The sequence below is a fragment of the Pseudomonas sp. IT-P100 genome (genome assembly GCF_949767185.1).
Taxonomy (GTDB): Bacteria; Pseudomonadota; Gammaproteobacteria; order Pseudomonadales; family Pseudomonadaceae; genus Aquipseudomonas; species Aquipseudomonas fluorescens_B.
On record NZ_CATKQK010000011.1, the window covers coordinates 578332 to 600911 of the forward strand.

Genomic DNA, 22580 nt, shown 5'->3' on the forward strand with positions numbered 1-22580 from the left:
TACTCAGCGGTTGTACGGCCGATGCAGTTGGCATTCCGGGTTGAGCGTTACGCCAAAGCCGGGCTGGTCGAGTGCGGACAGGCGCATGCGGCCGTTTACCGGCACCGGTTCGCCGAGCAATTGCGGGTGGAACATCGGTACCACTTCGTCAGCCTTGGGCGCCATCATCAGGAACTCGGCGAACGGACTGTTATGCCGAGTGGCGACGAAGTGATAGCTGTAAACCGACGAGCCGTGAGGAATGACCAGCGCGTTGTGGGCGTCGGCCAGGGCGGAAATTTTCACCAGTTCAGTGATCCCGCCACACCAGCCGACATCCGGCTGGATGATGTCGCAGCAGCCCATCTCCAGCAGCATGCGGAAACCCCAGCGGGTCGCTTCATGTTCACCGGTGGTCACCAGCATGCCCTTGGGCACGTTGTTGCGCAGGGCGGCGTAACCCCAATAGTCGTCCGGCGGCAGGGCTTCTTCGATCCACTTCAAGCCATAGTCGTGGGCGCCGACTGCGAGTTTGGTGGCGTAGTTGAGGTCCAGGCTCATCCAGCAATCGAGCATCAGCCAGAAGTCCGGGCCGACCCGTTCGCGCATGGTCGCCAGTTCTTCGAGGTTCTTGCGCAGGCCTTCCTCGCCCTCGGCCGGGCCGTGGTGCAACGGCATCTTGCCGCCGATGAACCCCATTTTCTGCGCCAGGTCCGGACGGGCGCCGGTGGCGTAGAACTGCAATTCGTCGCGGACCGCGCCACCGAGCAACTGATGCACCGGCTCCTGGCGGATCTTGCCGAGCAAGTCCCACAACGCCAGGTCGACGCCGGAAATCGTATTGATGACGATGCCTTTGCGCCCGTAATACAGGGTCGACTGGTACATCTGGTCCCAGATTTTTTCGATGTCGGTGACCCGTGCACCTTCGAGAAAACGTGCCAGATGTTTTTCGACGATGTAGGCAGCGGGCTCGCCGCCCGTGGTCACCGCGAAACCGACGGTGCCGTCGCTGGCCTCGATCTCCACCACCAGCGTGCCAAGCACGTTGATGCCGAATGTGCGGCGGCTCTGGCGGTATTCGGGGTACTTGCTCATCGGCGTGGCAATGTGATCGTCGATCCAGTGGCCGTCCGCCTGATCGTGATAGTCCGCGCCGCCGCCTCTCAATGTGAAGGCGCGGACGTGTTTGATGGTTGGAATGCCCATGGTGTGACTCCTCAGGTTTAAACGGTGGCCGGTTTGCTGGAAGGCTTCTGCACGGGTGAACGGATGCCCAGGACCAGCAACGCGGCAATGACAGTGGTGCCGGCCAACACGTACAGACCGGCGGCCGGTGAATGGAAGGCGCCTTCGGCCCAGTTCTTCAGCACCGGGGCGATGAAGCCGCCGAGGGCGCCGAACGAGTTGATCAGGGCGATCCCGGCCGCCGCAGCGCTGCCGGCGAGGTAACTGGAAGGGAAGGTCCAGAACACCGGTTGCACGGCGATGAACCCGGAAGCGGCGAAGCACAGGGCGACGATGCCGAGGAACGGGCTGGCGAAGGTCACCGAGCAGGCGATCCCGGCTGCCGACATCAGCAAAGTCAGGCAAGCGGTGCGTCGACGTTCGCCGGTGCGGTCGCTGTAGCCGGGGATCAGGTACGCCGCGACTATCGCGCAGATCCACGGAATCGCCGTGACCAGTCCGACCATCAGTCCGACCTTGGTGCCCAGCAGTCCGCCGACCTGGGTGGGCAGATAGAACACCACGCCGTAGACACTGGCCTGAATCAGCAGATAAATCAGGCACAGGTACAGCACCGACGGCTGGCACAGGACGTTGAGCAGGCTGCGGCCGTGGTTCTGTTTGTGGCTGTCTTCTTGATCGAGGATGCCTTGCACTTGCTGGCGTTCTTCAACGGTCAGCCACTTTGCATCGGCCGGGCGATTGTCCAGGTACCAATAGGCCCAGACACCTACCGCCGTGGCCATCAGGCCTTCAACTGCGAACAGCCATTGCCAGCCGTGGACACCGGCAAACCCGTCCATCTCCAGTAACAGGCCGGACAACGGGCTGCCGAAGATGAACGCCAGGGGTGCACCGAAGTAGAAGAAGCCCATGGCTTTGCCGCGCGCGGCGCTGGGGAACCAGTAGGTGAGGTAAAGGATGACGCCGGGGAAGAAACCGGCTTCGGCCACGCCCAGCAAGAAGCGCAGAACGTAGAAGCTGGTTTCGGTGTGGGCGAAGACCATCGCGGCGGAGACCAGGCCCCAGGTGACCATGATCCGGCACATCCACAGACGGGCGCCGACGCGGTGCAGGATCAGGTTGCTCGGCACTTCGAGCAGCGCGTACCCGACGAAGAACACCCCGGCGCCGAAGGCGAACGCGGCGTCACTGATGTTGGTGTCGGCTTGAAAGGCTTGCTTGGCGAACCCGACGTTGGCGCGGTCGAGAAAAGCCATGATGTACATCAGCAGGAGAAACGGGAGCAGCCGCCAGGAAATTTTGGCGAGCAGAGGCGCAGGTAGAGTCTTCATCGCAGTTTTCCTTTGGTAGGGCATTTGTTCTTATGGGAAAGACTGTACGGCTGCGGATCGATGCGTTACAAATCGAATCTAGCTAACAACTGATACCCTCAGGGTATCGATAAAAGGCCCGCCATGACGACACCCACCGTTTCCCGCAGCCTGCTCAACCGTCTGCGCTACAAGCATCTGCACATGCTGGTGGCGCTGAGTAGCAGTCTGAACCTGCACCGCGCCTCGCAAAACCTGAACATGTCGCAACCGGCCGCCACCCGCATGCTGCATGAGATTGAAGACATGTTCGGTTGCGACCTGTTCGAGCGCCTGCCGCGCGGGATGCGGCCGACGGCACTGGGCGCCGAGTTGATCCGCTTCGCGGAGTCAGCCATCAGCGGCCTCGATCGCTGCGCCGAAGACCTGATCGCACGGCAGCAGGGCGGCTACGGCTACCTCTCCATCGGCACCATCATGGGCGCGGCACCGGACCTGGTGATGGATTCGATTGCCGAGATCAAGTCGCTGAATCCGCAACTGCGAATCCGCATCATGGGCGACACCAGCGACCAGGTGATTCAACTGCTGGAGCAGGGTCGCATCGACCTCGCCATCGCTCGACGCAATGCGGCCACTGACAGCGAGCACTACGCGTTCGAGCAACTGGGCAACGAACGATTGCTGGTGGTGGTGCATGCCGGTCATCCACTGGCCAGGCGCAAAAAACTCGAGCTGTCGGAACTGGTCAGCGGCTGGCCGTGGATCCTGCAACCGGAAACCAGTCCGGCGCGCATTGGGCTTGACCAGGCCTTGCAGCGCCTGGCCTTGCCGACACCTGCCGACATCATCGAATGCAGCTCGGTGTATTCCATGCAGCAGCTGATCCAGCTGACCGACGCCATCATGGTGTTGTCGGAAACCGCATTGCGCGACTACCTGAAAATGGGTCTGGTGGTGGCGCTGCCGGTAGAGCTGGACGTGCAATTGGCGCCGTTCGGATTGCTGTTGCGCAAGGGTGAACACATCAGTCGGGAGTTGGGTTTGTTCATCGATTTGCTTCGCCGCAAAGCAGCGGTTTTTTGATTCCTCGGTCAGATTTTTGTAACCAGTTGTTTTCTATAGGCGCATAAATCTATAAAGTTAACCTTTCGGTCAGCTTTGCACTGTCAACACAGCCCTTTGCAACGTCAAAAAGGGCTTCTGCAAGACTCGAGATTTCCAGAACATAACCAGAAGGGCGGGCCCATAACCGCCCAGAGGATGATCCATGTCCAACCGTGAAATATCCCGGCGCTCGTTCCTTCAGGGCGGGCTGGTGGCGGGTGTGAGCGTGACGCTGACACCGCTCGGCAGTCCGGCGCTGGCAGCCTTGATGGAAAACAGCGTGACCGTGCCGTCCGAGCAATGGCTCGGCAACAACGGCAAGGCGCGCTCGCGTAACGATGCCTTGTCCAAGGTCTGCGGCAGCAAAGTCTTTGCCCGCGACATCCGCGCCAAGGACATGCCGGGCTGGCCGCAGCAGCAGGGCCACGCCATGTTGCTGAAAACCATCAAGGCCGACCGCATCTATGCGGGCTACGACCTGTCGTGGCTTGGTGCCGACTTGCAGCCCGATCGCATCGTCACCGCCGCGGACCTGGACAAGGACGGCATCGCTTTCCCGGAAGAGCACGCACCCGATCCGCTGCTGCCCGAAGGCAAGGTGCCGATGTTCATCGGCCACCCGGTGGCGATCCTGATCTGGAACGACTTCGAGCGCTTCCGTCAGGCCAAGGCGCAACTCAAATTCAATGACAAAGCGATTCGTTACGGTGCCCAGGTGCCGTTCTACGAAGGCGATCCCTACGGCAGTTTCCGCTACGTACGCGTCGGCGGCGCCACTTCGGCGGACGAAGACGAATTCGCCAGTCTCAAGGATTCGATCCTGTTTCCGATGCTGAAAAACCGTCGCCCGGTATGGAATTCCCAGCCGGACCTGCACGGCAACCTGACCGAGCGCGGTCTGTTTTACGCCGAGCGCATGAAGCAGCAGATCGATACGCCGCCAGACAACTGGCTGGTGTTCGACGAGCGCTACAAAACCCCGTCGATCGAACCGGCCGCAATGGAGCCGGACAACGGCAACGGCTGGTACGACCCGGCGACCAAGACCCTGCATTTTGTCGTCGCCACCCAGTGCCCGCTGGAAACCGCGACCGAGACCGCGAAGATGATCGCGCCGTCGCGTTTCGGCCTGGCCAACCTGCACATGCATCCGGGCTACACCGTCGGCTATGGCTCCAAAGACCACAACATTTTCGTCTACTACGCGGCCCTTGCGGCGTTGTACGGCGCCGGTGTGCCGGTGCGTCTGGCCAATGATCGCTACGAGCAATTCCAGAGCGGCATCAAGCGTCACCCGTTCGACATTCGCTACCAGCTGGCGGTGGACAAGACCGACCACAGCTTCAAGATTTTCCGCGCCGAGATGAGCGTCGATGGTGGCGGGCGGATCAACTACAGCCCATCGGTGGCGGCGGTTGGCGCCACGGCGGCGCAGTCGATCTACTACATGCCGCAGAACGATTTGCAGGTCACGGCTTATCACTCGCGTGCCGTTGAAGCGGGCTCGATGCGTGGCTACGGCACGCTGCAAAGCATGGCCTCCACCGAAATGATGGTGGATGAAATTGCCGGTCGCCTCGGCATCGACGCCATCGACCTGCGCAAGAAAAACGCCATGGTCTCGGGCATGAAAAACACCCAGGGCGCGGTGCCGGCGGGTGCCTTGCGTCTGCATGAAATTCTCGACAAGGCCTCCGTTCACGAGGTCTGGAAAAACCGCGACGCAATCAAACGGCAGCGCGAATCCGCAGACCCGGATAACTGGTATGGCGTCGGTTTTGCCATCTGCCAGAAAGACTTCGGCACCGGCTCCGAAGCACCGATGGCCAGCGTCGAATTCACCGCTGAAGGCCGCATCCATCTGCGCCACATCGGCATTGAAATCGGTACCGGCATGTCCACTTCGCAAGCACTGGTCGTGGCCGATTTCCTCGGCAACCCGGCGCACGAAGTGAAGACCGGCGAGACCGAATGGAAAGAGTTGCAACTGATCACCGGCGGCAACCCGTACATCATGAGTCAGGCCGAGCAGGACAACTTTCTGCGCAACCCGCGCTGGGTCGGCAAACTCGCTTCGGCCTCGTCGGCGACCAACTCCGCGTACTACTTCAGCCACGCCACCCGTGAAGCAGCGCGCGTGCTGTTCAACCACGGTTTGTGGCCGGCAGCGTTGCAGATCTGGGGGCAGGGCCCTTACGGCGGCCAGGCCAATCCATATGTGGTTCGTCGTGAAGACGCGCATTGGGTCGACGGCAAACTCACGGCCAACGGCATGCAGCCACTGAGCTTCGAGCAATTGGCGAAACACGCTCACGAAAAAGGGTTGGTGACCGGCGCAACCGTGCACGGTTTCAACCGCTGGAGCTGGGCCGAGGCCGAGTTCAGCATCGACGGCGTGCGTGAGCGTCTGCCGCTTGACGGCCTGGCGGTGAAGTACGGCGATGGCGCACCGAACGTGAAAAAAGCGCAGATGAACAGCGCCGGTTTCCATCTGCTCGATCGCCAGAACGTGCATTACCCGGACATTCAGTTGAACAACGCGGCGGTGACTTACTACAGCCCGGTGGCGACGCTGGTGGAATTGAAAGTGAACAAGGGTTCGGCCGAAGTGCAGGTGCTCAACCATCACTCGTGGGTCGAGTGTGGTCGGGTACTGGTGGAGGAGCTGGTCAAGGGCCAGGTCGAAGGCGGGATCGCCATGGGCATCGGCCACGCGTTGATGGAAGAAATGCCGCTGTACGAAGGCGGGCCGGGGGAGGGTGACTGGAACTTCAACCGTTACCGCTTACCGATGGCGCGCCACGTTGCGGTCTGGAAGCAGACGGCGGAAATCCTGCCGCCGCTGTCGCCGAGTGATCCATCGAAGGGCATCGCCGAAGTGGTGATGATCCCGGTGGTCGGTGCCATCGGTAACGCCGTGGCCCATGCCATCGGCAAACGGGTCCGCGACCTGCCCATCACTTCTGCCCGCATCAAGGAGGCCCTCAATGGCTGACCGTCCGCTTCAACTGACCCTCAACGGTCAATCCGTCGGCCCGGTGGCCATCCCTGATGACCTGCCGATGATCGACTACCTGCACGAATACAGAAACCTCACCGGCTCACGCCTCGGCTGCGGCCAGGGCATTTGCCACGCCTGTGTGGTGATCGTCGACCACCCCGACGGCACCAGCGAAGAAGTGCGCACCTGCATCACGGGCGCGCACTACTTCGAAGGCAAGAAAGTACGGACCATCGAAGGCCACGCGACCCGTGACGAACAGGGCAAGGTCACCGAACTGAACCCGATCCAGCAGCGCTTCGTCGATGAATTCGCCTTCCAGTGCAGCTACTGCGCGCCGGGTTTCGTGAATGCCGCGACCGTGTTGGTGGAGAAGCTGCAACGTCAGCCGATCGTCAAAAGCCAGCTGGAACAAGTGATCGAGGACAGCCTCGGTCACCACGTCTGTCGCTGCACCGGCTACGTGCGCTACTACAGTGCGACGCGCAACGTGCTGACCGATCTCGGCCTGGTCAAGGAGGGTTAAGCATGAAGCCTCTATTTTCCCGTCTCGCATTGGCGGTTGGCCTGGCTGCGCCGGTGTTGCTGGCGCAGGCGGATGATCAGGTTGTCCGCGGTGCCTATCTCGCTCGCGCCGCTGACTGCATGGCGTGTCACACCGCACCGGGTGGCGCGCCGTATGCGGGTGGCCTGCCGATCGTCTCGCCGTTCGGCACGATCTACGGCACCAACATCACGCCAAGCAAAGAGCACGGTATCGGCCTCTACAGCGATGATGAATTCTTCGCCGCGCTCACCGAAGGCAAGCGTCGCGATGGCGCGAACCTGTACCCGGCGATGCCCTACACCTCGTATCACTTGATGCCGCGTGAAGACTCCGACGCGATTCACGCTTACCTGAAAACGGTCGAGCCGATTGAGCGCGCAGCGCCGGTCACCAGCCTGAGCTTCCCGTTTAATGTGCGCCTGGGTTTGATGGGCTGGAACCTGCTCTATGGCAAGGACGTGAAACTGTCGTCGACCGAGGGCAAAAGCGAAGCCTTCAAGCGCGGCCAATACATGGTCGACGTGCTTGGCCACTGCGGCGAATGCCACACGCCGCGCGGTTTGCCCGGTGCGATGCAGCAAGACAAACGCATGACCGGCGGCCTGCTCAACGGCTATCTGGCGCCGAGCCTGCTGGCCGACGATCTGGCTGCACGTGGCTGGAATCATCAGGACCTGAGCTCGTTCCTCAAGCACGGCATGAGCGCCCAGGGCACGATGTTCAACGAGATGTTCCCGGTGTTCCACAACAGCACCCAGGGCCTCAATGAACCGGACCTGGCGGCCATGGCGACCTTCTTGCTCGGCGATCAGCCACCGACGGCAAAAGTGCTGAACGAAGTGCCGTTCGAGAAACTGAGCGCCAGTGCCCAGCGCGGTCGACAGGATTACCTCAATGTTTGCGCCGGTTGCCACGCGGTCAACGGCGAAGGCAAGCCGCACATCGCGGTCGCCATGCGCGGCAACACCACGCTGCGTCTGGAAGATCCACGCAACCTGGTGCGGGTGATCGACGATGGCATCGGTGAGCAGAAGTTTGCCGGGTTCGAACACATGCAACCGATGCCCGGTTTCGCGGAGAAGCTCAGCCACGAGCAACTCACCGATCTGTTGAACTACCTGCGTCAGGGCTGGGGAGGTCAGTCGGAAGACCTGGCGGTGGGGGATGTGCAGGCGCTGCGGGCTGATGCACCGCCGCTCGAGCACAAGGCGCACTGACATGCAGCATCTCGATCTGCAAGTGGTGCGCCGGGCGCTGGACTGGTCGACGGCCGGCCAGCGCTTCTGGTTGTGCACCGTGCTGGCCACCTATGGTTCAGCGCCCCGCGCGCCTGGATCGCTGCTGGCGGTGAATGCTCAGGGACAATGGATCGGCTCGCTGTCCGGCGGCTGCGTCGAGGAAGATTTCCTTGAGCGCGTCGCCGAGGGCGTATTTGATCAAGCCGTCAGCGTCGTGCGTTATGGCGAGGGCGATGATCCGCGTTCCCGGGTGAGCCTGCCCTGCGGCGGCGTGCTCGATGTACTGGTGGAGAGGCTGAACCCTGATTGCGAGGTTCAGGCGCATTTGCGGGAACTGGAGTCGGCGTTGTTGGGGCAGCGTCGGTTGATCCGCGAAGTCGATCTTGCCAGCGGCGCGCGCAGCGTGTTCGCCGATCGCGAGCAGGGCGTGCGCGTCGAGCGCGAGATCGACCGGGTTCGACTGCGGATCGGTGCAGCTCAGCGCTTGTTGCTCGCGGGATACTCCAGCGTCGCCCAAGCGTGTGCGGAGTTGGCGGTGGGCCTGGGTTTCGAGGTGATCCTGTGCGATCCCCGCGACGAAGTGCTGGAAGGCGTGGTGCTGGAAAATGTCGAGGTCCGCCGTCAGTTGCCCTCGGTGTTCATCGCCGACGGTGGCTGTCACCGCGACACGGCGGTGGTTGCGCTGACCCACGATCCACGCATCGACGATTTGGCGATGATGGAAGCGGTCCGCACCGAGGCCTTTTACATCGGCGTGATGGGATCGATGCAGACGTCGCAGAAACGTTTCGAGCGGTTGCGCAGGATTGGTGGTTTGGGAGATGCGGAGTTGGCGCGGATTCATGCGCCGATCGGACTGAACCTGGGCAGCAAGACCCCTGCGGAAATTGCCCTCGCCGTACTCGCCGACATCATTCGGATCCGCAGCGGCATCCCACGAGATCGGCTCTGACCCCAAATCAATGTGGGAGCAAGCCTGCTCGCGAAGAGGCCGGCACATTCAACATTCATGTTGACTGTCTGGCCGCCTTCGCGAGCAGGTTCGCTCCCACAATGGTTTTACCGTGTCGGTCAGTACCCGAACTTGTCCCGCAACCCGTAATACCAAGCCCCCAGCGCCGCAAACGGCGTGCGCAGCAGTTGTCCACCGGGGAACGGATAGTGCGGCAAGCCAGCAAACGCATCAAAACGCTCAGCCTGACCGCGCAACGCTTCAGCCAGCACCTTGCCCGCCAGATGCGTGTACGTCACACCGTGACCGCTGCAACCCTGGGAATAGTAGATGTTATCGCCCAGGCGCCCGACCTGCGGAAGACGCGACAGGGTCAGCAGGAAATTGCCGGTCCACGCGTAGTCGATCTTCACATCTTTGAGCTGAGGGAACGCCTTGAGCATCTTCGGCCGGATGATCGCCTCGATGTTCGCCGGGTCCCGCGCGCCGTACACCACGCCGCCGCCGAAAATCAGGCGCTTGTCACCGCTCAGGCGATAGTAGTCGAGCAGGTAATTGCAGTCTTCGACGCAATAATCCTGTGGCAGCAGGCTTTTCGCCAATTCATCACTCAACGGTTCGGTAGTGATGACCTGAGTGCCGCAAGGCATCGACTTGGCGGCAAGCTCCGGCACCAGATTGCCGAGATAAGCATTGCCCGCGACGATGATGAACCTGGCCCGGACCTTACCCTGAGGCGTATGCACCACCGGGTTCGCGCCGCGCTCGATGCGCACTGCCGGCGATTGCTCATAAATAGTGCCGCCCAATGACTCGACCGCCGCCGCTTCGCCGAGCGCCAGGTTCAGCGGATGAATGTGCCCGCCACTCATGTCGAGCATGCCGCCGATGTATTGCTCGCAGTTCACCACTTCACGAATGCGTTTCTGATCCAGCAGCTCGAGCTGCGTGTGACCGAAACGCTCCCACAGGCGCTTCTGCGATTCCAGATGGCCCATCTGCTTGGCGGTGATCGCGGCGAACACACCACCGTCCTTCAGGTCACACTGGATGTTGTATTTGGCGACCCGCTCACGAATGATCCGCCCGCCCTCGAACGCCATCTGCCCCAACAACTGTGCCTGCTTGGGGCCAACGGTGCGTTCGATCACATCGATGTCGCGGCTGTAGCTGTTAACGATCTGGCCACCGTTGCGGCCCGACGCGCCAAAACCCACCTTGGCGGCTTCCAGCACCGTGACCTTGAAACCGTGCTCCAGCAGAAACAGGGCAGAGGACAGACCGGTGTAACCGGCACCGATCACACAGACATCAGTCTCTACATCACCCTGCAAGGCCGAGCGTGGCGGAACCGAATTGGCCGATGCGGCGTAATAGGACTCTGGGTAGGGGGTGTTCGCCATCCTGCAGCCTCTGTTTAATATATTTTACGAGTGCCCCGATCCTACCCGAGTTAAAAATCGACCGCCAGCCACCACAAAATCTTCTTCGCAGACGCAAAATTAAATATTTTGCATATTCATAGGGTTAGCTCGAAAAAAGGTGTTGACACCCCTCCGGAATTCCGTAGAATGCCGCCTCACAGCAGGCACGTAGCTCAGTTGGTTAGAGCACCACCTTGACATGGTGGGGGTCGTTGGTTCGAGTCCAATCGCGCCTACCAAACAAAATCCGCTCTGCTGGGCGGTCTAGAAGGGCTCACCGAAAGGTGGGCCCTTTTTTGTTGCCTGCGATTTGCAAAAATTTTGCAAAACTCCCACCTCAGAACGCCAATTCGGCGCCCACCTCTAAGTACTCGATCTTCTTTTCGTCGTGCCCCTCCTGATAGTGCTTTGTCATCTTCTCGTCCGTATGCCCCATCAGCGCCTGGATGTACTCCTGCGGGAAGTTCTGCTGCTCGTACAGCCATGCCCCTAAAGCGCGGATCTCGTGAAACGTGGGGCGTTCACCGTCCGGCACATGGTTGTAAGCGTGCGCGGCGTCCCTCGCCTTGCTGAACTCCTTGGTCAGGTAGTCCGGTGTCACCGACGTCCAGTGATCCTTCGCGTCGATCTGTTCCCGGCGCCGGGCTTTCGGTTTGTAGTGGATCAGGTAAGGCGACACCAGCGGCGATCGCAGGCACTCGCCGACCACCTCCCGCAGCGCTGCACCCATGGTGACCTTCAAATGGATAGGGTTGTCAACAGCTACGGACAGCTCATCGCTACCAACGAGGCCGCTGTTGCCAATGCTGGTGCAGCGCAGGCGCGCAAAGCACTGGAAAAGCAGCAGGCGGCGGAGCAGGCACTCGCCGCCCTCGACCAGAAACATCAAAAGGAGAAGACCGATGGTCTCGCCCAAAATGAGAAGCTGCGCCGCGCTGCTGACGATTCTGCTCGCCGGATGCGCATCGCGGGAAGTTGTCGTGCCTGTAGTGGGGACGTCCCCAGTTCCGCCGGCGCCACTAGCTTGTGCGATGCAGGAACCGTCGAGCTCTCTGCGGCTTCTGGGTCGACTGTTTTCGATATCCGCGCCGGGATTGTCTCAGACCACGTGGCACTGAGGGTGCTTTAGGGCTACGTCGAGGACGTGTGCCTCGCACCCATACCGTGATCGCGTCGAGAGTGTATCGACCTTGTAAGCAGAAGGCTCACAGATTAATATGGCCCGCTTTTTGGCAGTTTATTATTAATTATATTATCAATTTGATCCGCAAGTAGCGTTGATGGGTTTCTAAATTATCCTTTAATGTTGCGCTGGTCACGGATGATAAGTGTGAAGGCGTGCAGCAAAGATGGAATACAAAGAAATCAATAAGCTGAGAGTTGATAAAGTTAGTAGCTACCGTCCAGATATTGATGGAATGCGCGCGCTGGCAATTTTGTCAGTCGTTCTTTTTCATGCTTTCCCAAACGTTGTCAAAGGCGGTTTCGTCGGGGTCGATATTTTCTTCGTCATTTCCGGATATCTTATCTCTGGAATAATATTCAAAGGCCTTGATGAGAATCGGTTCAGTTTCGGCAGTTTTTATTCGCATCGTGTCAAAAGGATATTCCCAGCTTTAATCGTGGTGTTGCTCTTTGTGTTAGTGGCTGGGTGGTTTTTACTGTTGCCTGATGAATTTAGGCAATTAGGTAAGCATTTGGCCGCTAGCGTGGTGTACCTACAGAATTATGCTCTAGCCGGAGAGTCAGGATACTTTGACGTAGCATCTGATCTTAAGCCGCTGAACCATATGTGGTCACTTGCAATCGAAGAGCAGTTCTACTTGCTATTCCCTCTATTGCTTGTATGTGCTTGGCGCCTTGGCCTGAATTTACTTGCGCTTATAATTGTCGGCTTGGTGGCTTCGTTTGTAATAAATATTCAAGAGATTAGGGTGAATCCCTCTATAGCGTATTATCTACCTCAAATCAGGTTCTGGGAGTTGTTGGCCGGATCTGTACTTGCTTACATTGATTTGTATAAGAAAGGTGTCGTCGTAGAGGCAATTGCAAAAGTTGTATATTGCAGATTGTTTTTCTCTAGGCCACCGACTCCCAGCCGTAGACAGGAAATTCTCTGCAGCCTCATCTCAGCTGCTGGGCTCGCACTTATTGGGGTTTCGCTCTACGTGATCGAAAGGGGGTACTCGTTCCCTGGATGGTGGGGTGTAGGCCCTGTCCTGGGGGCGTTCCTTGTAATCTTCGGCGGCCCAAGCACCCTGGTAAATAGAGCGATCCTCTCCAATCGTTTCATGGTTTTCATTGGCCTTATCAGTTATCCGCTTTACCTGTGGCACTGGCCTTTGCTGTCGTTTGCCCAGATAGTTTCTGCTGGAGAAGTATCAGCATTTACTCGCTTCGCCCTGGTCATGGTGAGTGGTGTCCTCGCTTGGTTGACCTATCTCTATATCGAGAAGCCGATCAGGACAGGACGTGGCGGGGTGATGAAAGTTACAGCCCTGGTAATTTTGTCTTTTGTGCTGGGAGTTGTGGGTTACTACTCCTATTCCAAAAATGGTTTCCCCGAGCGATTGGAGCAGTTTTCAAAAGTGACCAAAGCGGCAGGCGAGTGGGATTATCCTGGGCGACTATCTCCAGCGAGCTTCGGATCCATCAATTACGGCCTCCAACAATCCAGTATTGCGAAAACAACCCTTTTTGTTGGCGACTCAAATATTGAGCAGTACTACCCGCGAGTTGAAGCGCTTATCAATGCATCACCGAATTCAGTGGGGACTGCCATATTCAAGACTGGAGGCGGTTGCCTGCCAGTCACTGGCTTGAAATACGACAATGGGCACGCGCATTGTCGCGACATGATGCGCGATGTTGTAGCACTAGCTAAGGGTAAGCCTGAAATTGACCGCGTGGTAATTGGGGCTCAGTGGAATGGTTATCTCACAAGCGGGTTTGGCTTAGCGAAAGTCATCCACCTGGGTGATGACGCCTACGAGCAAGCGCTCGCCAGCCTTTCTGGATTTATCAAGGAAATGGTTGGTAGTGGCAAGAAGGTGTATTTGGTTACTAACATCCCCATCGGGAGAGAAGTTGATCCAAAGTACATAGCACAGCGCGATGTCTTGGCTTTCCCGGACGTCTTCAAATTACGTTCCGGCGGCATAAGCAAAACTGATCTCGACAAAAAGTACGGGAAAATCCGTGGTGATTTGAAAAGGGTCGGGCTTGAGTCTGGCGCAATCGTGATTGACCCTATGGATCACCTTTGCAGCGATCGATGCGAGTCCCTGGATGAGAATGGCAACCCGATCTACAAAGACGTTTCTCACCTCCGTCCTTCGTTCGTGCGTGAGAAAGTGGAATTTCTCGACCAGACAATTCAGAGATAGCCCCCAGTCTTGTGCGTAGCGCGCCCAGTTCGGGGCGTCGTTGCTCGGGCCGACTCGTCAAGCGACCTGCCTCCTGACGAGTCGGTAGCGTAGTTCATGCGGTTGCGAACAGAGCAGCTATTGCAGCTCACTCATCTCCCTGAGCAGCCTGGTTCTCGCTAAACAGATAGTCTCGTTGATCTGCAATCAGCCGCAAGCTACGAACTTTGCTGGATAGATCTGAGTTATCCTCATGAAGTCGCACCGCTTCGGCTTTGGATGCTCTCCGCTCGCTAATCAGACGTGCATTGCTGGCGGACATATCGTCATTCATCTGAACCAGACCTTGAACGTTTTCACGAGCTCTAGCCAGTTGACGCGTCAGGTCTTCGAAATCGTTTTCGTACATGCGCAGGAAGTGCCTGCAGGTTTCCAGCGGTGATGGATTGCCCAGCCAATCGCTGGTGTCTTCGGTTTCGTATGTATCTATGTTGAAGCCTTATCGATACTGTTTTTATATACAGGAGTCGAGACGCCACGATTCGGCGAGGGTGGGTGCGACGAGCGGTAGCATTTGAAGCGTTGTTCGTTCGAGATTTCCCCGGAAAATGGTGCTGTCATAGGAATAACCAACGCTCAGCTTATCGATCATAATTGAAGTCATATGCCGTCTTAGCGAGTATAATTGTTCGCTATTTTTATTTTCGGTACTGGGCCGGAGGCCCGAATGATGTTCAAAAAAGGCTTTGTGTGCATCGCAAAAATACTGTTGATTAGCATTCCTCTTTGTGTGGCAGTTGAGCATTTCGCTCATGATATGCAGCCCACAGCAAGGGGGATGGATTTACCTGGATACGACCATATAGCTGGTCCCACCCTGGAAGATATACCGCCACGAGTTTGGGTTATAGGAAGGGCTGAGCCGGTATTGGCTTATGTATCTCGTGTGACCCGTACAGTTCATTCTGCGACGTATCATTGTCTCCCGGAAGACAACTCGCTTTCTTGGATAGGAACTGTTGGCAATGAAGCTGCGAAGCTATTCGGTTATGACGCTGCATATGAGCTAGGGCTATTCAGATTCAGCACGCTGAGATGCGGCTATTGCAGTGAGCGCGCAGCAGCGGTCACTAGAATTCTCCGTGCAAATGGAATCGATTCCAGCACATATGGGCTGGGTGGCCATGTCGTCACTCAGGTGGTGATCGATGGAAAAACGTATTTTACCGATCCTGATTACGGCATCGGCCCTTATCCATCAGACCTAGGCTTTGATTCAATCCAAGAAAGATATAAGTACAGCGTTATTCCTTCGAATGCAAAGTTAGTGGCCAAGATAGTTACCGAATCCTCAGGCGGAGCTCCATATCTTTCAGACGAATATTTTGACGAATTACGATTTCTGAGACGGCAACTTGCCTATGCTTCGAATGCAGTGGCTACCGGCCTAATAGCGTTATCTGTATTTTCAATGTGGTTTTTTTGGCCTCGGAAACTGCGTGCGCGACGTAAGTTTGGTGTTAATCCGGGGTCATCAGCACCGCAAGCGTCAGCTTGATGAACTCTTCATTCTTGTCGATAGTGTCCAGAACACCGCGCACGTTGTCCGCGACTTTGGCGGCGCCTTGCTGCTCGACCTAGTTGGACAGTTCAAGGATTGCGGCCTCAAGGGCCAATTGGTTTTCGTTGATCTTGTAGAGCAGGGAAGGGAGCAGGTCTGAATTTGGCATGGTGTTCCTCCGTGGAAGAGGAAAGCGTAGCAGTCAAAAAAGGATTGGGATTCGTTCGGCAGGACGCCGGAGAAGGGGTACTACTGTAGGAATATACAACGCTAAGTTATTGATTCTTATAGGGTGATCTGCAGGTTTTGATGGTATCAAAAAAACACCCCATTTCCCTTTTATATCAATAGGTTGCAAACGACTCCCTGTCACCTTGACATGGTGGGGGTCGTTGGTTCGAGTCCAATCGCGCCTACCAAACAAAATCCGCTCTGCTGGGCGGTCTAGAAGGGCTCACCGAAAGGTGGGCTCTTTTTTGTTGCTTCGAATTTCATGCAGAACGTTTGCAACACCCCCCGCTCAAAACGCCGATCAGCGCCCATCTGCAGTTCATCACCTCAAGGCAATCGCCGAGATATCATCCTGCGCAACCGGATGCGATTCTGAGGTGATGGCAATTTGGCATTGCTGAGATTTACGGGTATCGTAGCGCCCAATCTTTTACAGGCAATGGACGGCAGTAATGACAACAGGGACTTCAATCGTTACGAAGCAAGAGACTTACTCAGGTTACGAGATCCTTGTTGCTACAGTCGGCCCCATCAAAACAAATCCAGACGAACCAGAAAATCTGCAAACGCATCACACGACAAAAATTTCGATTTGGTTCGACGGAAAAGAAGTCAGAGGGGCCAGTGAAGCGCCTTCGATGCTTTTTGTATCCCGTGAAGATGCAGCCGAGTTTGGCTTCGAAATTGGCCGAATGATTGTCACCCAGCGTCGCAAGTCAGCTACTTTCAAGCGGATAGTTCGTACCAGCGAGCTCTTTAAGCTACCGCGATTGCTTTTCCGTTATTAAGAATTCAGGTCGCGAAGCGGGTGGACTCATCCGTCATCATTCACTGCCGGGCTGGCACTCCATGACGTGCCGGATAGCGCAGGTAGCCTCTGTCGCAGATGCTTGAAGCGGGCAATGCGATGTTTTTTGGGCTACTACTTCAGGCCAATCCGAACGTTGGCCTGAGGGAGTATATCGATGCTTGTGCACTGGTTTCTTGCTGCGATCCATCTCTTGGCGTTTGCCCTGGGTTTCTGGGCAGTCCTGTCTCGCGGTACGGCCTTTCGGCGCCTGGCTACAGGCGTGGGGGAAGCGCGCAGCGTATTGATCGCGGATAACCTGTGGGGGATTTCTGCAGTCCTCCTGTTGGTCACCGGTGGGATGCGCGCCTTTGCCGGGTACGAAAAGGGCGCGGACTACTATCTTCACCAGCCGCTGTTCCACCTCAAGATGACGCTTTTCGTCCTCATTCTGCTGCTTGAAGTTGCGCCGATGGTGACGCTGATCAAATGGCGGATTGCACAGGCGAGGGGGGCGGCCATCAATACCGGCCGTGCAGCGCTGTTTGCACGGATCAGTCACATCGAAGCGCTGCTGGTTCTGTTGATGGTCGTGGCGGCTACCGGGATGGCGCGGGGTGTGACGTTTGGTTAGTCGAGTGCGGTTGCGCACTTCCCCGGGATTTATCCGAAACGTCCGACAGCCATGACGTGAGACATGCCGCTAGTATCGGCTTCACGTTCCGGGTGGCTGCGGTGGTGATAGCGACGCTTGAATCTTAGCCAGCCGTGGTTCCGGGGCGAACGGGCTGGCTACTGACTGCAGCAGGATTCAGGGTTGTGGCTTGTCCGGGGCGGTCAGGCCGGCCTGAATGCGCTGATAAATTTCTTCGCGGTGCACCGCAACGTCTTTCGGGGCGTTGATGCCGATTCTGACTTGCTGGCCGCTTACGCCCAGAATGGTGATCGTAATGTCATCGCCAATGTTTATGCTTTCACCGACTTTGCGGGTGAGTATCAGCATGGTCTTCTCCTTGATTGCTTTATAGGGCACCTGATTCGGACAGTGCAGAGGTCGGTGGTATGTATAGATTAGTGCGAAGTCTCACGGTTTGGGTGCCTCTTTCTGACGCGCAGATGCTGCATTAATTCCCAAGGCGTAACTATACAGAGGCCGCATCCATCATTCTCGTTGTTTTGAGCCCATTTTGCGGCACTCGGGAAGTATTCATGAATGTTAAAATCCCTGCTTTCAGCATTCAGAGGGAAGCGTTGTGCGCAAAATGGCCTTGGTAATCGCAGTACTGGCATTGGCGGGATGTGGTGAAGGCAAGAGCGTAGAGGCGCAAAAACCGCAGCCAGCGGCGACTGCCGCCCCAGTGGTGGCCGCCGCACCCCAGTGGGATCTGGAAGTACGAGGTGAAATAACCCAGGCGGTCAGCGATCTTAGCGGCTGGCTGATCGAGCACAGTTTTGTTGCCAGCGTGGTCAAGGAAAATGGCAAGACCCGCATCCTGATGGGCCCATACAATTCGAAAGCCGAAGCTGAAGCCAAGCAGGCGGAGGTTCGCGCGGCGCTGACCCGGGCGAAAAAACAGAACATCGAATTGCTGGTCATCGAGCGTCCGGTGACTCAGTAACGGCGATTGACCACCCTGGTAAAGCGAGGGCGGTTAAAAACAAAAAAGGCCTTGGGCATTCAACCCAAGGCCTTTTTTGCGTTCAGTCAGCGTTCAACCGCACGCTTTCAAGTCAACCGGCCCGACAAACTCGTTACCACGTCCCATCACGCACGCCACACTTTGATTGCGTTGCCGTTCCCAGGCTTGCACCGGATAGGTTTTGTTCCAGGCCTCGTACAGTTGCCGATCCTGTTTTGACAGGCGCAAGCCGTACTGCTTGCTCATGTAGAAGTAAGTCCGGGCGATCATGCCGCGAATGGAAGGGCGAGGCATGACCTTCTTTGCCTTGAAATCAACCTGGGTCAGGCACGAGCCATATTGCCCGGATTGCTCAGGCAGCCAGCCAAAACTGAAGTTGCTGCGATCGCCGTTTACTTCGCCGATGCTCGGCACCAGATTGTGCAAGTCGGCCTCGGCTTTCTGATAGGTCGGGTCGTAGCGCGTGCAGTTCTTGCGTCCGCCTTCCTGCCAGCACTGACGCTGGTGGCCGATCTGCCAGGCAGGGACGATGTGCTCCCATTCGATGCGAGCAGCACGCTTGGCATTTTTGCGCGGCACATAACCACAGGCGGAGAGGTTCACCTTGTTGCCGGTGTACTTGCACCCGCAGTAGAACTCGGTGGATTGCGGCGCATACAACTTCCAGGCGACTTTCTTGGCTTCGCTGAAGGTGCGCGGAGCGTCAGCCTGGGCACCCATCGCGAAGAGCAGAAACAGCAAAGCAAAACAACGGACACTCATTGACTCAATCTTCCTTCGGCACAACCCAGAAAATCTGCACACCGCCATCGTCGCGATAGGCGAGGGTGACGTTGTCGTTCTCGTCGATTTCTTCGAGCAACTGTTCCCACTCATCCACGGGCTCGTCCGGAAGACGAAAGATCAGCGCAGCTTTGGCTTTTTGAGCGGTGGGGGAATTGATGATTTTCTGGACGCGCATGCCCATGCGTTCATAGGCGTCAGGAGAGGCAGAGGTGGTGGCCACGGAATTATCCTTATTAAGCTGTACGTGCATACAGTATTTAACTGTAGGCAATTTCGCAACTGCTTAAAATTCAAGAAAATCCTCTGACAGCGGTTTTTTCCGTTTGGTGTAGGAAGAGGCGAATTTTTTTATCGGATAAGAAACCACTCGCCGGGGATGGCGAGTGGCAACAGGTGCCCGACCGGGACCGGTCGGGCGAGGGTGAATCAGTATTCCCAGAACATCCGCTGCAGCTCTTTGCTGTCATTGGTCTTGGTCAGTGCGACCATGGCCAGGATGCGTGCTTTCTGTGGATTCAAGTCATGCGCAACGACCCAGTCGTACTTGTCGTCAGGTTGTTCAGCGTTACGCAGTACGAAACCGCCAGCGTTGACGTGGGAGGACCGAATGATCTGCACGCCGTCCTTGCGCAGGGCCTGCAAGGTTGGAACGACCCGCGAAGACACCGATCCATTACCGGTGCCGGCGTGGATGATGGCTTTGGCGCCGGACTGAGCCAGCGCTTTGTAGGCAGTGTCACTCACGTTGCCGTAGGAATAGGCGATTTCGACGTCAGGCAGACTCTTGATGTTCTTGATGTCGAATTCCGAATCCATGGTGTGGCGCTTGGCTGGCAGGCGGAACCAGTAGGATTTGCCTTCGACCACCATGCCGAGTGGACCCCAGGCACTTTTAAACGCCTCGGTCTTGATGTTGATCATCTTGCTGACGTCACGACCTGACTGGATTTCATCGTTCATGGTCACCAGCACGCCTTTGCCACGAGCGTCTTTACTGCTGGCTACAGCGACGGCGTTGTACAGGTTCAGCATGCCGTCGGCGGACATCGCGGTGCCCGGGCGCATGGAGCCCACGACGATGATCGGCTTGTCGGTTTTTTCGACCAGGTTCAGGAAGTAGGCGGTCTCTTCCAGGGTGTCGGTGCCGTGGGTGATGACGATGCCATCGACGTCTTTGCTGTCGGCCAGTTCGGCCACACGGCGGCCCAGTTGCAGCAGGTTGTCGTTGGTGATGCTTTCTGACGCAATCTGCATGACCTGTTCACCGCGAACGTTAGCCAGCTGGCTCAGTTCCGGAACGCCGGCGATCAATTGTTCGATGCCGACTTTCGCCGCTTGATACGTCGCGCTGTTGGCGGCGCTGGCGCCTGCGCCGGCAATGGTGCCGCCGGTGGCGAGGATCACCACGTTCGCCAGTTTCTGTTTGGTTTCGACTTCTTTCGCTTGAAGGGCGGTCGGAAGGAGCAGCAGGAGGGCCAAAGCGCCCGGAACGAAAGTCTTGAAAGCAGATGTCATTATTTTTCTCTCTAGTTGTGAGACGGTGCTGATGCAGGTTCATCTAGATGCGCCCCAGGTTGATCTGAGCGCCTGGGGTGGGGGAGAGGGAGCAGGATCTGTACCAGTCACATCCAGAATTGAAAAAATGCCTTTAACCTAATGATTTGTATCAATTATGTGGTTTTTGTCAGGGGGGCCTTAAACAGCTTGTTGTCCGGGTTTCCGAATATGTTTGGCATTTACGTTCGGCTCTCCGAAAAGGGCTACGGTCACTTTTAAACAACTTGTCATGCCAGTTGCCAATCAGTGCTAAAGAAACCCGTGCACAGGTCGATGCCCTTCAAAGGATCTTTTTCTCCAGGAGTTCACATGTCATTTTCGGTTGGCTTTCCCAATGCAGGCGCGATCACCATTGGTGGCAAGTCCACGGCGACGATCAACGCTTTGAGCGAATCGACTTCCGAAGCGTCGGCGCCGGCGTTGGGTAACGAGGAATCGGCTGACAAAACCAAGGTTCGCACCGGTGGCGGCACCCCGGCCGAAGCCAAAGCAGAAAGCGGCAGCGACCAAAGCATCGCAGTAAAGATGTTGCTCAAACGCATGCAGGAGCTGCAGCAGCAACTGCGCGAGCAACAGCAGCAATTGGCGGCAGCCCAGGCTGCGACTTACCCGACACCGGAAGCCAAGGCTGCAGTGGTCATGTCGATTCAGGGACAGGTCGCCGACACCAACGGCGCGCTATTGGAAGTAACCGGCAATCTGGTCAAGGAACTGGCCAAGGGTTCCAGCGCGGGTGGTATTGTCAGCACCACGGCATAAAAAGAGACACCCGCCGAAGTACAAAACGTTTTTTCGGTCGTTGACAAATGACCACAGGGTTCGCATAGTTCGGTCTACGCAAACGTTTGCGCGGCTCCGCCGATGGCTTGTTCCTCGGCGAATGCAGTGAAGCTTATGCCAGCGCAAGCGTTGCTCAGAATAATCATAAGATCGGAGTGAACCCATGAAGCTGCCATTCGCTGGACGTCTTCTCGCTGTCGCTATGCTGGCTGCCGCATCCGCCGCGTTGCCTGTCTCCTCGGCTTTGGCCGAATCCCCTGAAAAACCCAAAGTCGCGCTGGTCATGAAATCCCTGGCCAACGAATTCTTCCTGACCATGGAAGACGGCGCCAAGGCCTACCAGAAAGACCACTCCGGCGATTTCGAACTGATCTCCAACGGCATCAAGGACGAAACGGACACGGCCAACCAGATCCGCATCGTCGAGCAGATGATCGTCTCCAAGGTCAATGCGCTGGTCATCGCGCCGGCTGATTCCAAAGCCATGGTGCCAGTGATCAAGAAAGCGGTGGATGCCGGCATCACCGTGATCAACATCGATAACCAGCTGGATCCAGCCGTCGTCAAAAGCAAGAACATCACCGTCCCGTTTGTAGGTCCGGACAACCGCAAAGGCGCGCGGCTGGTGGGCGAATACCTGGCCAAGCAGCTGAAGGCCGGTGACGAAGTCGGCATCATCGAAGGCGTGTCCACCACCACCAATGCCCAGGCCCGTACTGCTGGCTTCAAGGATGCGATGGAAGCGGCGCAGATCAAGGTCGTATCCCTGCAATCCGGCGACTGGGAAATCAACAAGGGCAACCAGGTTGCCTCGTCCATGCTCAGCGAATACCCGAACATCAAGGCTCTGCTGGCCGGTAACGACAGCATGGCCGTAGGCGCCGTGTCTGCAGTCCGTGCCGCGGGCAAGGCCGGCAAGGTGCAAGTGGTCGGTTACGACAACATCAATGCCATCAAGCCGATGCTCAAGGATGGCCGTGTCCTGGCTACCGCTGACCAGTTTGCCGCCCGCCAAGCCGTGTTCGGTATCGAGACGGCGCTGAAAATCATCAAGGGCGAGAAGGTCGACAGCGGCACTAACGGTGTGATCGAAACGCCGGTAGAGCTGGTTACCAAGTAGTCCT

Annotated in this window: 22 protein-coding genes, 1 tRNA gene and 1 pseudogene; 14 read left to right on the forward strand and 10 right to left on the reverse strand. The window is 57.3% G+C overall.

Features of this window, described 5'->3' with window-relative positions; translation table 11 throughout:
• Positions 1 to 3 precede the first annotated feature (3 nt).
• Together rhmD and ACM6IQ_RS10870 are read right to left on the reverse strand one after the other, a co-directional pair.
• Complete coding sequence (rhmD, locus tag ACM6IQ_RS10865) at positions 4 to 1188, reverse strand: L-rhamnonate dehydratase (RefSeq protein ID WP_414878710.1); 1185 nt, start codon at positions 1186 to 1188, stop codon at positions 4 to 6.
• A 17-nt stretch (positions 1189 to 1205) separates the two neighbouring features.
• A complete protein-coding gene (locus ACM6IQ_RS10870) occupies positions 1206 to 2501 on the reverse strand; it encodes an MFS transporter (RefSeq protein WP_017337648.1) in 1296 nt (431 codons plus the stop codon).
• 123 nt (positions 2502 to 2624) lie between these two features.
• On the opposite strand from ACM6IQ_RS10870, the gene ACM6IQ_RS10875 reads away from it, so the two are divergent.
• From ACM6IQ_RS10875 to ACM6IQ_RS10895, 5 genes are all read left to right on the forward strand, one after another.
• Positions 2625 to 3566, forward strand: coding sequence for a LysR family transcriptional regulator (locus tag ACM6IQ_RS10875; protein WP_414878711.1), 942 nt, complete (start codon positions 2625 to 2627; stop codon positions 3564 to 3566).
• A gap of 184 nt (positions 3567 to 3750) precedes the next feature.
• Positions 3751 to 6582 (forward strand): xanthine dehydrogenase family protein molybdopterin-binding subunit, encoded by a 2832-nt coding sequence (locus ACM6IQ_RS10880; RefSeq protein ID WP_414878712.1) that lies wholly within the window; start codon positions 3751 to 3753, stop codon positions 6580 to 6582.
• Positions 6575 to 7114, forward strand: coding sequence for a (2Fe-2S)-binding protein (locus ACM6IQ_RS10885; RefSeq protein ID WP_414878713.1), 540 nt, complete (start codon positions 6575 to 6577; stop codon positions 7112 to 7114). Before ACM6IQ_RS10880 ends, ACM6IQ_RS10885 begins: the two co-directional genes overlap by 8 nt.
• Before the next feature lie 2 nt (positions 7115 to 7116).
• Positions 7117 to 8352, forward strand: coding sequence for a c-type cytochrome (locus tag ACM6IQ_RS10890; protein ID WP_414878714.1), 1236 nt, complete (start codon positions 7117 to 7119; stop codon positions 8350 to 8352).
• A gap of 1 nt (position 8353) precedes the next feature.
• Entirely contained in the window at positions 8354 to 9325 is a 972-nt protein-coding gene (locus tag ACM6IQ_RS10895; RefSeq protein ID WP_414878715.1) for an XdhC family protein, read from the forward strand.
• Between the two features lie 119 nt (positions 9326 to 9444).
• On the opposite strand, the gene ACM6IQ_RS10900 is transcribed toward ACM6IQ_RS10895, so the two are convergent.
• On the reverse strand, positions 9445 to 10728 hold the full coding sequence (locus tag ACM6IQ_RS10900) for an NAD(P)/FAD-dependent oxidoreductase (protein WP_017337654.1): 1284 nt from the start codon (positions 10726 to 10728) through the stop codon (positions 9445 to 9447).
• A gap of 183 nt (positions 10729 to 10911) precedes the next feature.
• Between ACM6IQ_RS10900 and ACM6IQ_RS10905 the strand changes: the two genes are divergently transcribed.
• Positions 10912 to 10988 (forward strand) — tRNA-Val (locus tag ACM6IQ_RS10905).
• A 98-nt stretch (positions 10989 to 11086) separates the two neighbouring features.
• Here the strand turns inward: ACM6IQ_RS10905 and ACM6IQ_RS10910 are convergent.
• Positions 11087 to 11665: a tyrosine-type recombinase/integrase gene (locus ACM6IQ_RS10910; RefSeq protein WP_414878716.1), complete on the reverse strand. Its 579-nt coding sequence runs from the start codon at positions 11663 to 11665 to the stop codon at positions 11087 to 11089.
• Between ACM6IQ_RS10910 and ACM6IQ_RS10915 the strand changes: the two genes are divergently transcribed.
• Positions 11582 to 11878, forward strand: a complete 297-nt coding sequence (locus tag ACM6IQ_RS10915) for a lysis system i-spanin subunit Rz (protein ID WP_414878980.1) — start codon at positions 11582 to 11584, stop codon at positions 11876 to 11878. The two genes, ACM6IQ_RS10910 and ACM6IQ_RS10915, sit on opposite strands and share 84 nt — an antisense overlap.
• Positions 11879 to 12098: 220 nt before the next feature.
• Positions 12099 to 14135, forward strand: coding sequence for an acyltransferase family protein (locus ACM6IQ_RS10920; RefSeq protein WP_414878717.1), 2037 nt, complete (start codon positions 12099 to 12101; stop codon positions 14133 to 14135).
• Positions 14136 to 14262: 127 nt separating this feature from the next.
• On the opposite strand, the gene ACM6IQ_RS10925 is transcribed toward ACM6IQ_RS10920, so the two are convergent.
• A complete protein-coding gene (locus ACM6IQ_RS10925) occupies positions 14263 to 14523 on the reverse strand; it encodes a hypothetical protein (RefSeq protein WP_414878718.1) in 261 nt (86 codons plus the stop codon).
• Positions 14524 to 14841: 318 nt separating this feature from the next.
• On the opposite strand from ACM6IQ_RS10925, the gene ACM6IQ_RS10930 reads away from it, so the two are divergent.
• Positions 14842 to 15672: a hypothetical protein gene (locus ACM6IQ_RS10930; RefSeq protein WP_414878719.1), complete on the forward strand. Its 831-nt coding sequence runs from the start codon at positions 14842 to 14844 to the stop codon at positions 15670 to 15672.
• On the opposite strand, the pseudogene ACM6IQ_RS10935 reads toward ACM6IQ_RS10930, so the two are convergent.
• A pseudogene (locus tag ACM6IQ_RS10935) lies at positions 15635 to 15844 on the reverse strand (hypothetical protein). The gene ACM6IQ_RS10930 and the pseudogene ACM6IQ_RS10935 overlap by 38 nt on opposite strands.
• A gap of 514 nt (positions 15845 to 16358) precedes the next feature.
• Here ACM6IQ_RS10935 and ACM6IQ_RS10940 point away from each other — a divergent pair.
• A complete protein-coding gene (locus ACM6IQ_RS10940; protein WP_414878720.1) occupies positions 16359 to 16694 on the forward strand; it encodes a hypothetical protein in 336 nt (111 codons plus the stop codon).
• Between the two features lie 177 nt (positions 16695 to 16871).
• Positions 16872 to 17327 carry a DUF2214 family protein gene (locus ACM6IQ_RS10945; RefSeq protein WP_414878721.1) on the forward strand — a complete coding sequence of 152 codons (456 nt, stop codon included), beginning with the start codon at positions 16872 to 16874 and terminating at the stop codon, positions 17325 to 17327.
• Between the two features lie 177 nt (positions 17328 to 17504).
• On the opposite strand, the gene csrA is transcribed toward ACM6IQ_RS10945, so the two are convergent.
• Entirely contained in the window at positions 17505 to 17696 is a 192-nt protein-coding gene (gene csrA / locus ACM6IQ_RS10950) for a carbon storage regulator CsrA (RefSeq protein ID WP_017337657.1), read from the reverse strand.
• A gap of 250 nt (positions 17697 to 17946) precedes the next feature.
• Here csrA and ACM6IQ_RS10955 point away from each other — a divergent pair, with 250 nt between their 5' ends.
• Positions 17947 to 18312 carry an SPOR domain-containing protein gene (locus ACM6IQ_RS10955; RefSeq protein ID WP_414878722.1) on the forward strand — a complete coding sequence of 122 codons (366 nt, stop codon included), beginning with the start codon at positions 17947 to 17949 and terminating at the stop codon, positions 18310 to 18312.
• A 93-nt stretch (positions 18313 to 18405) separates the two neighbouring features.
• On the opposite strand, the gene ACM6IQ_RS10960 is transcribed toward ACM6IQ_RS10955, so the two are convergent.
• From ACM6IQ_RS10960 to ACM6IQ_RS10970, 3 genes are all read right to left on the reverse strand, one after another.
• The gene (locus tag ACM6IQ_RS10960; RefSeq protein WP_017337659.1) at positions 18406 to 19095 is read right to left on the reverse strand and encodes an endonuclease; all 690 of its coding nucleotides are present in this window, start codon (positions 19093 to 19095) and stop codon (positions 18406 to 18408) included.
• 4 nt (positions 19096 to 19099) lie between these two features.
• Positions 19100 to 19369 (reverse strand): DUF1654 domain-containing protein, encoded by a 270-nt coding sequence (locus tag ACM6IQ_RS10965; RefSeq protein ID WP_193393007.1) that lies wholly within the window; start codon positions 19367 to 19369, stop codon positions 19100 to 19102.
• A 176-nt stretch (positions 19370 to 19545) separates the two neighbouring features.
• Positions 19546 to 20634 carry an asparaginase gene (locus ACM6IQ_RS10970; protein WP_017337661.1) on the reverse strand — a complete coding sequence of 363 codons (1089 nt, stop codon included), beginning with the start codon at positions 20632 to 20634 and terminating at the stop codon, positions 19546 to 19548.
• Positions 20635 to 20985: 351 nt separating this feature from the next.
• On the opposite strand from ACM6IQ_RS10970, the gene ACM6IQ_RS10975 reads away from it, so the two are divergent.
• Together ACM6IQ_RS10975 and ACM6IQ_RS10980 are read left to right on the forward strand one after the other, a co-directional pair.
• Entirely contained in the window at positions 20986 to 21435 is a 450-nt protein-coding gene (locus ACM6IQ_RS10975; protein ID WP_017337662.1) for a hypothetical protein, read from the forward strand.
• Positions 21436 to 21619: 184 nt separating this feature from the next.
• Complete coding sequence (locus tag ACM6IQ_RS10980) at positions 21620 to 22576, forward strand: sugar ABC transporter substrate-binding protein (RefSeq protein ID WP_017337663.1); 957 nt, start codon at positions 21620 to 21622, stop codon at positions 22574 to 22576.
• The last annotated feature ends 4 nt before the right edge of the window (positions 22577 to 22580 follow it).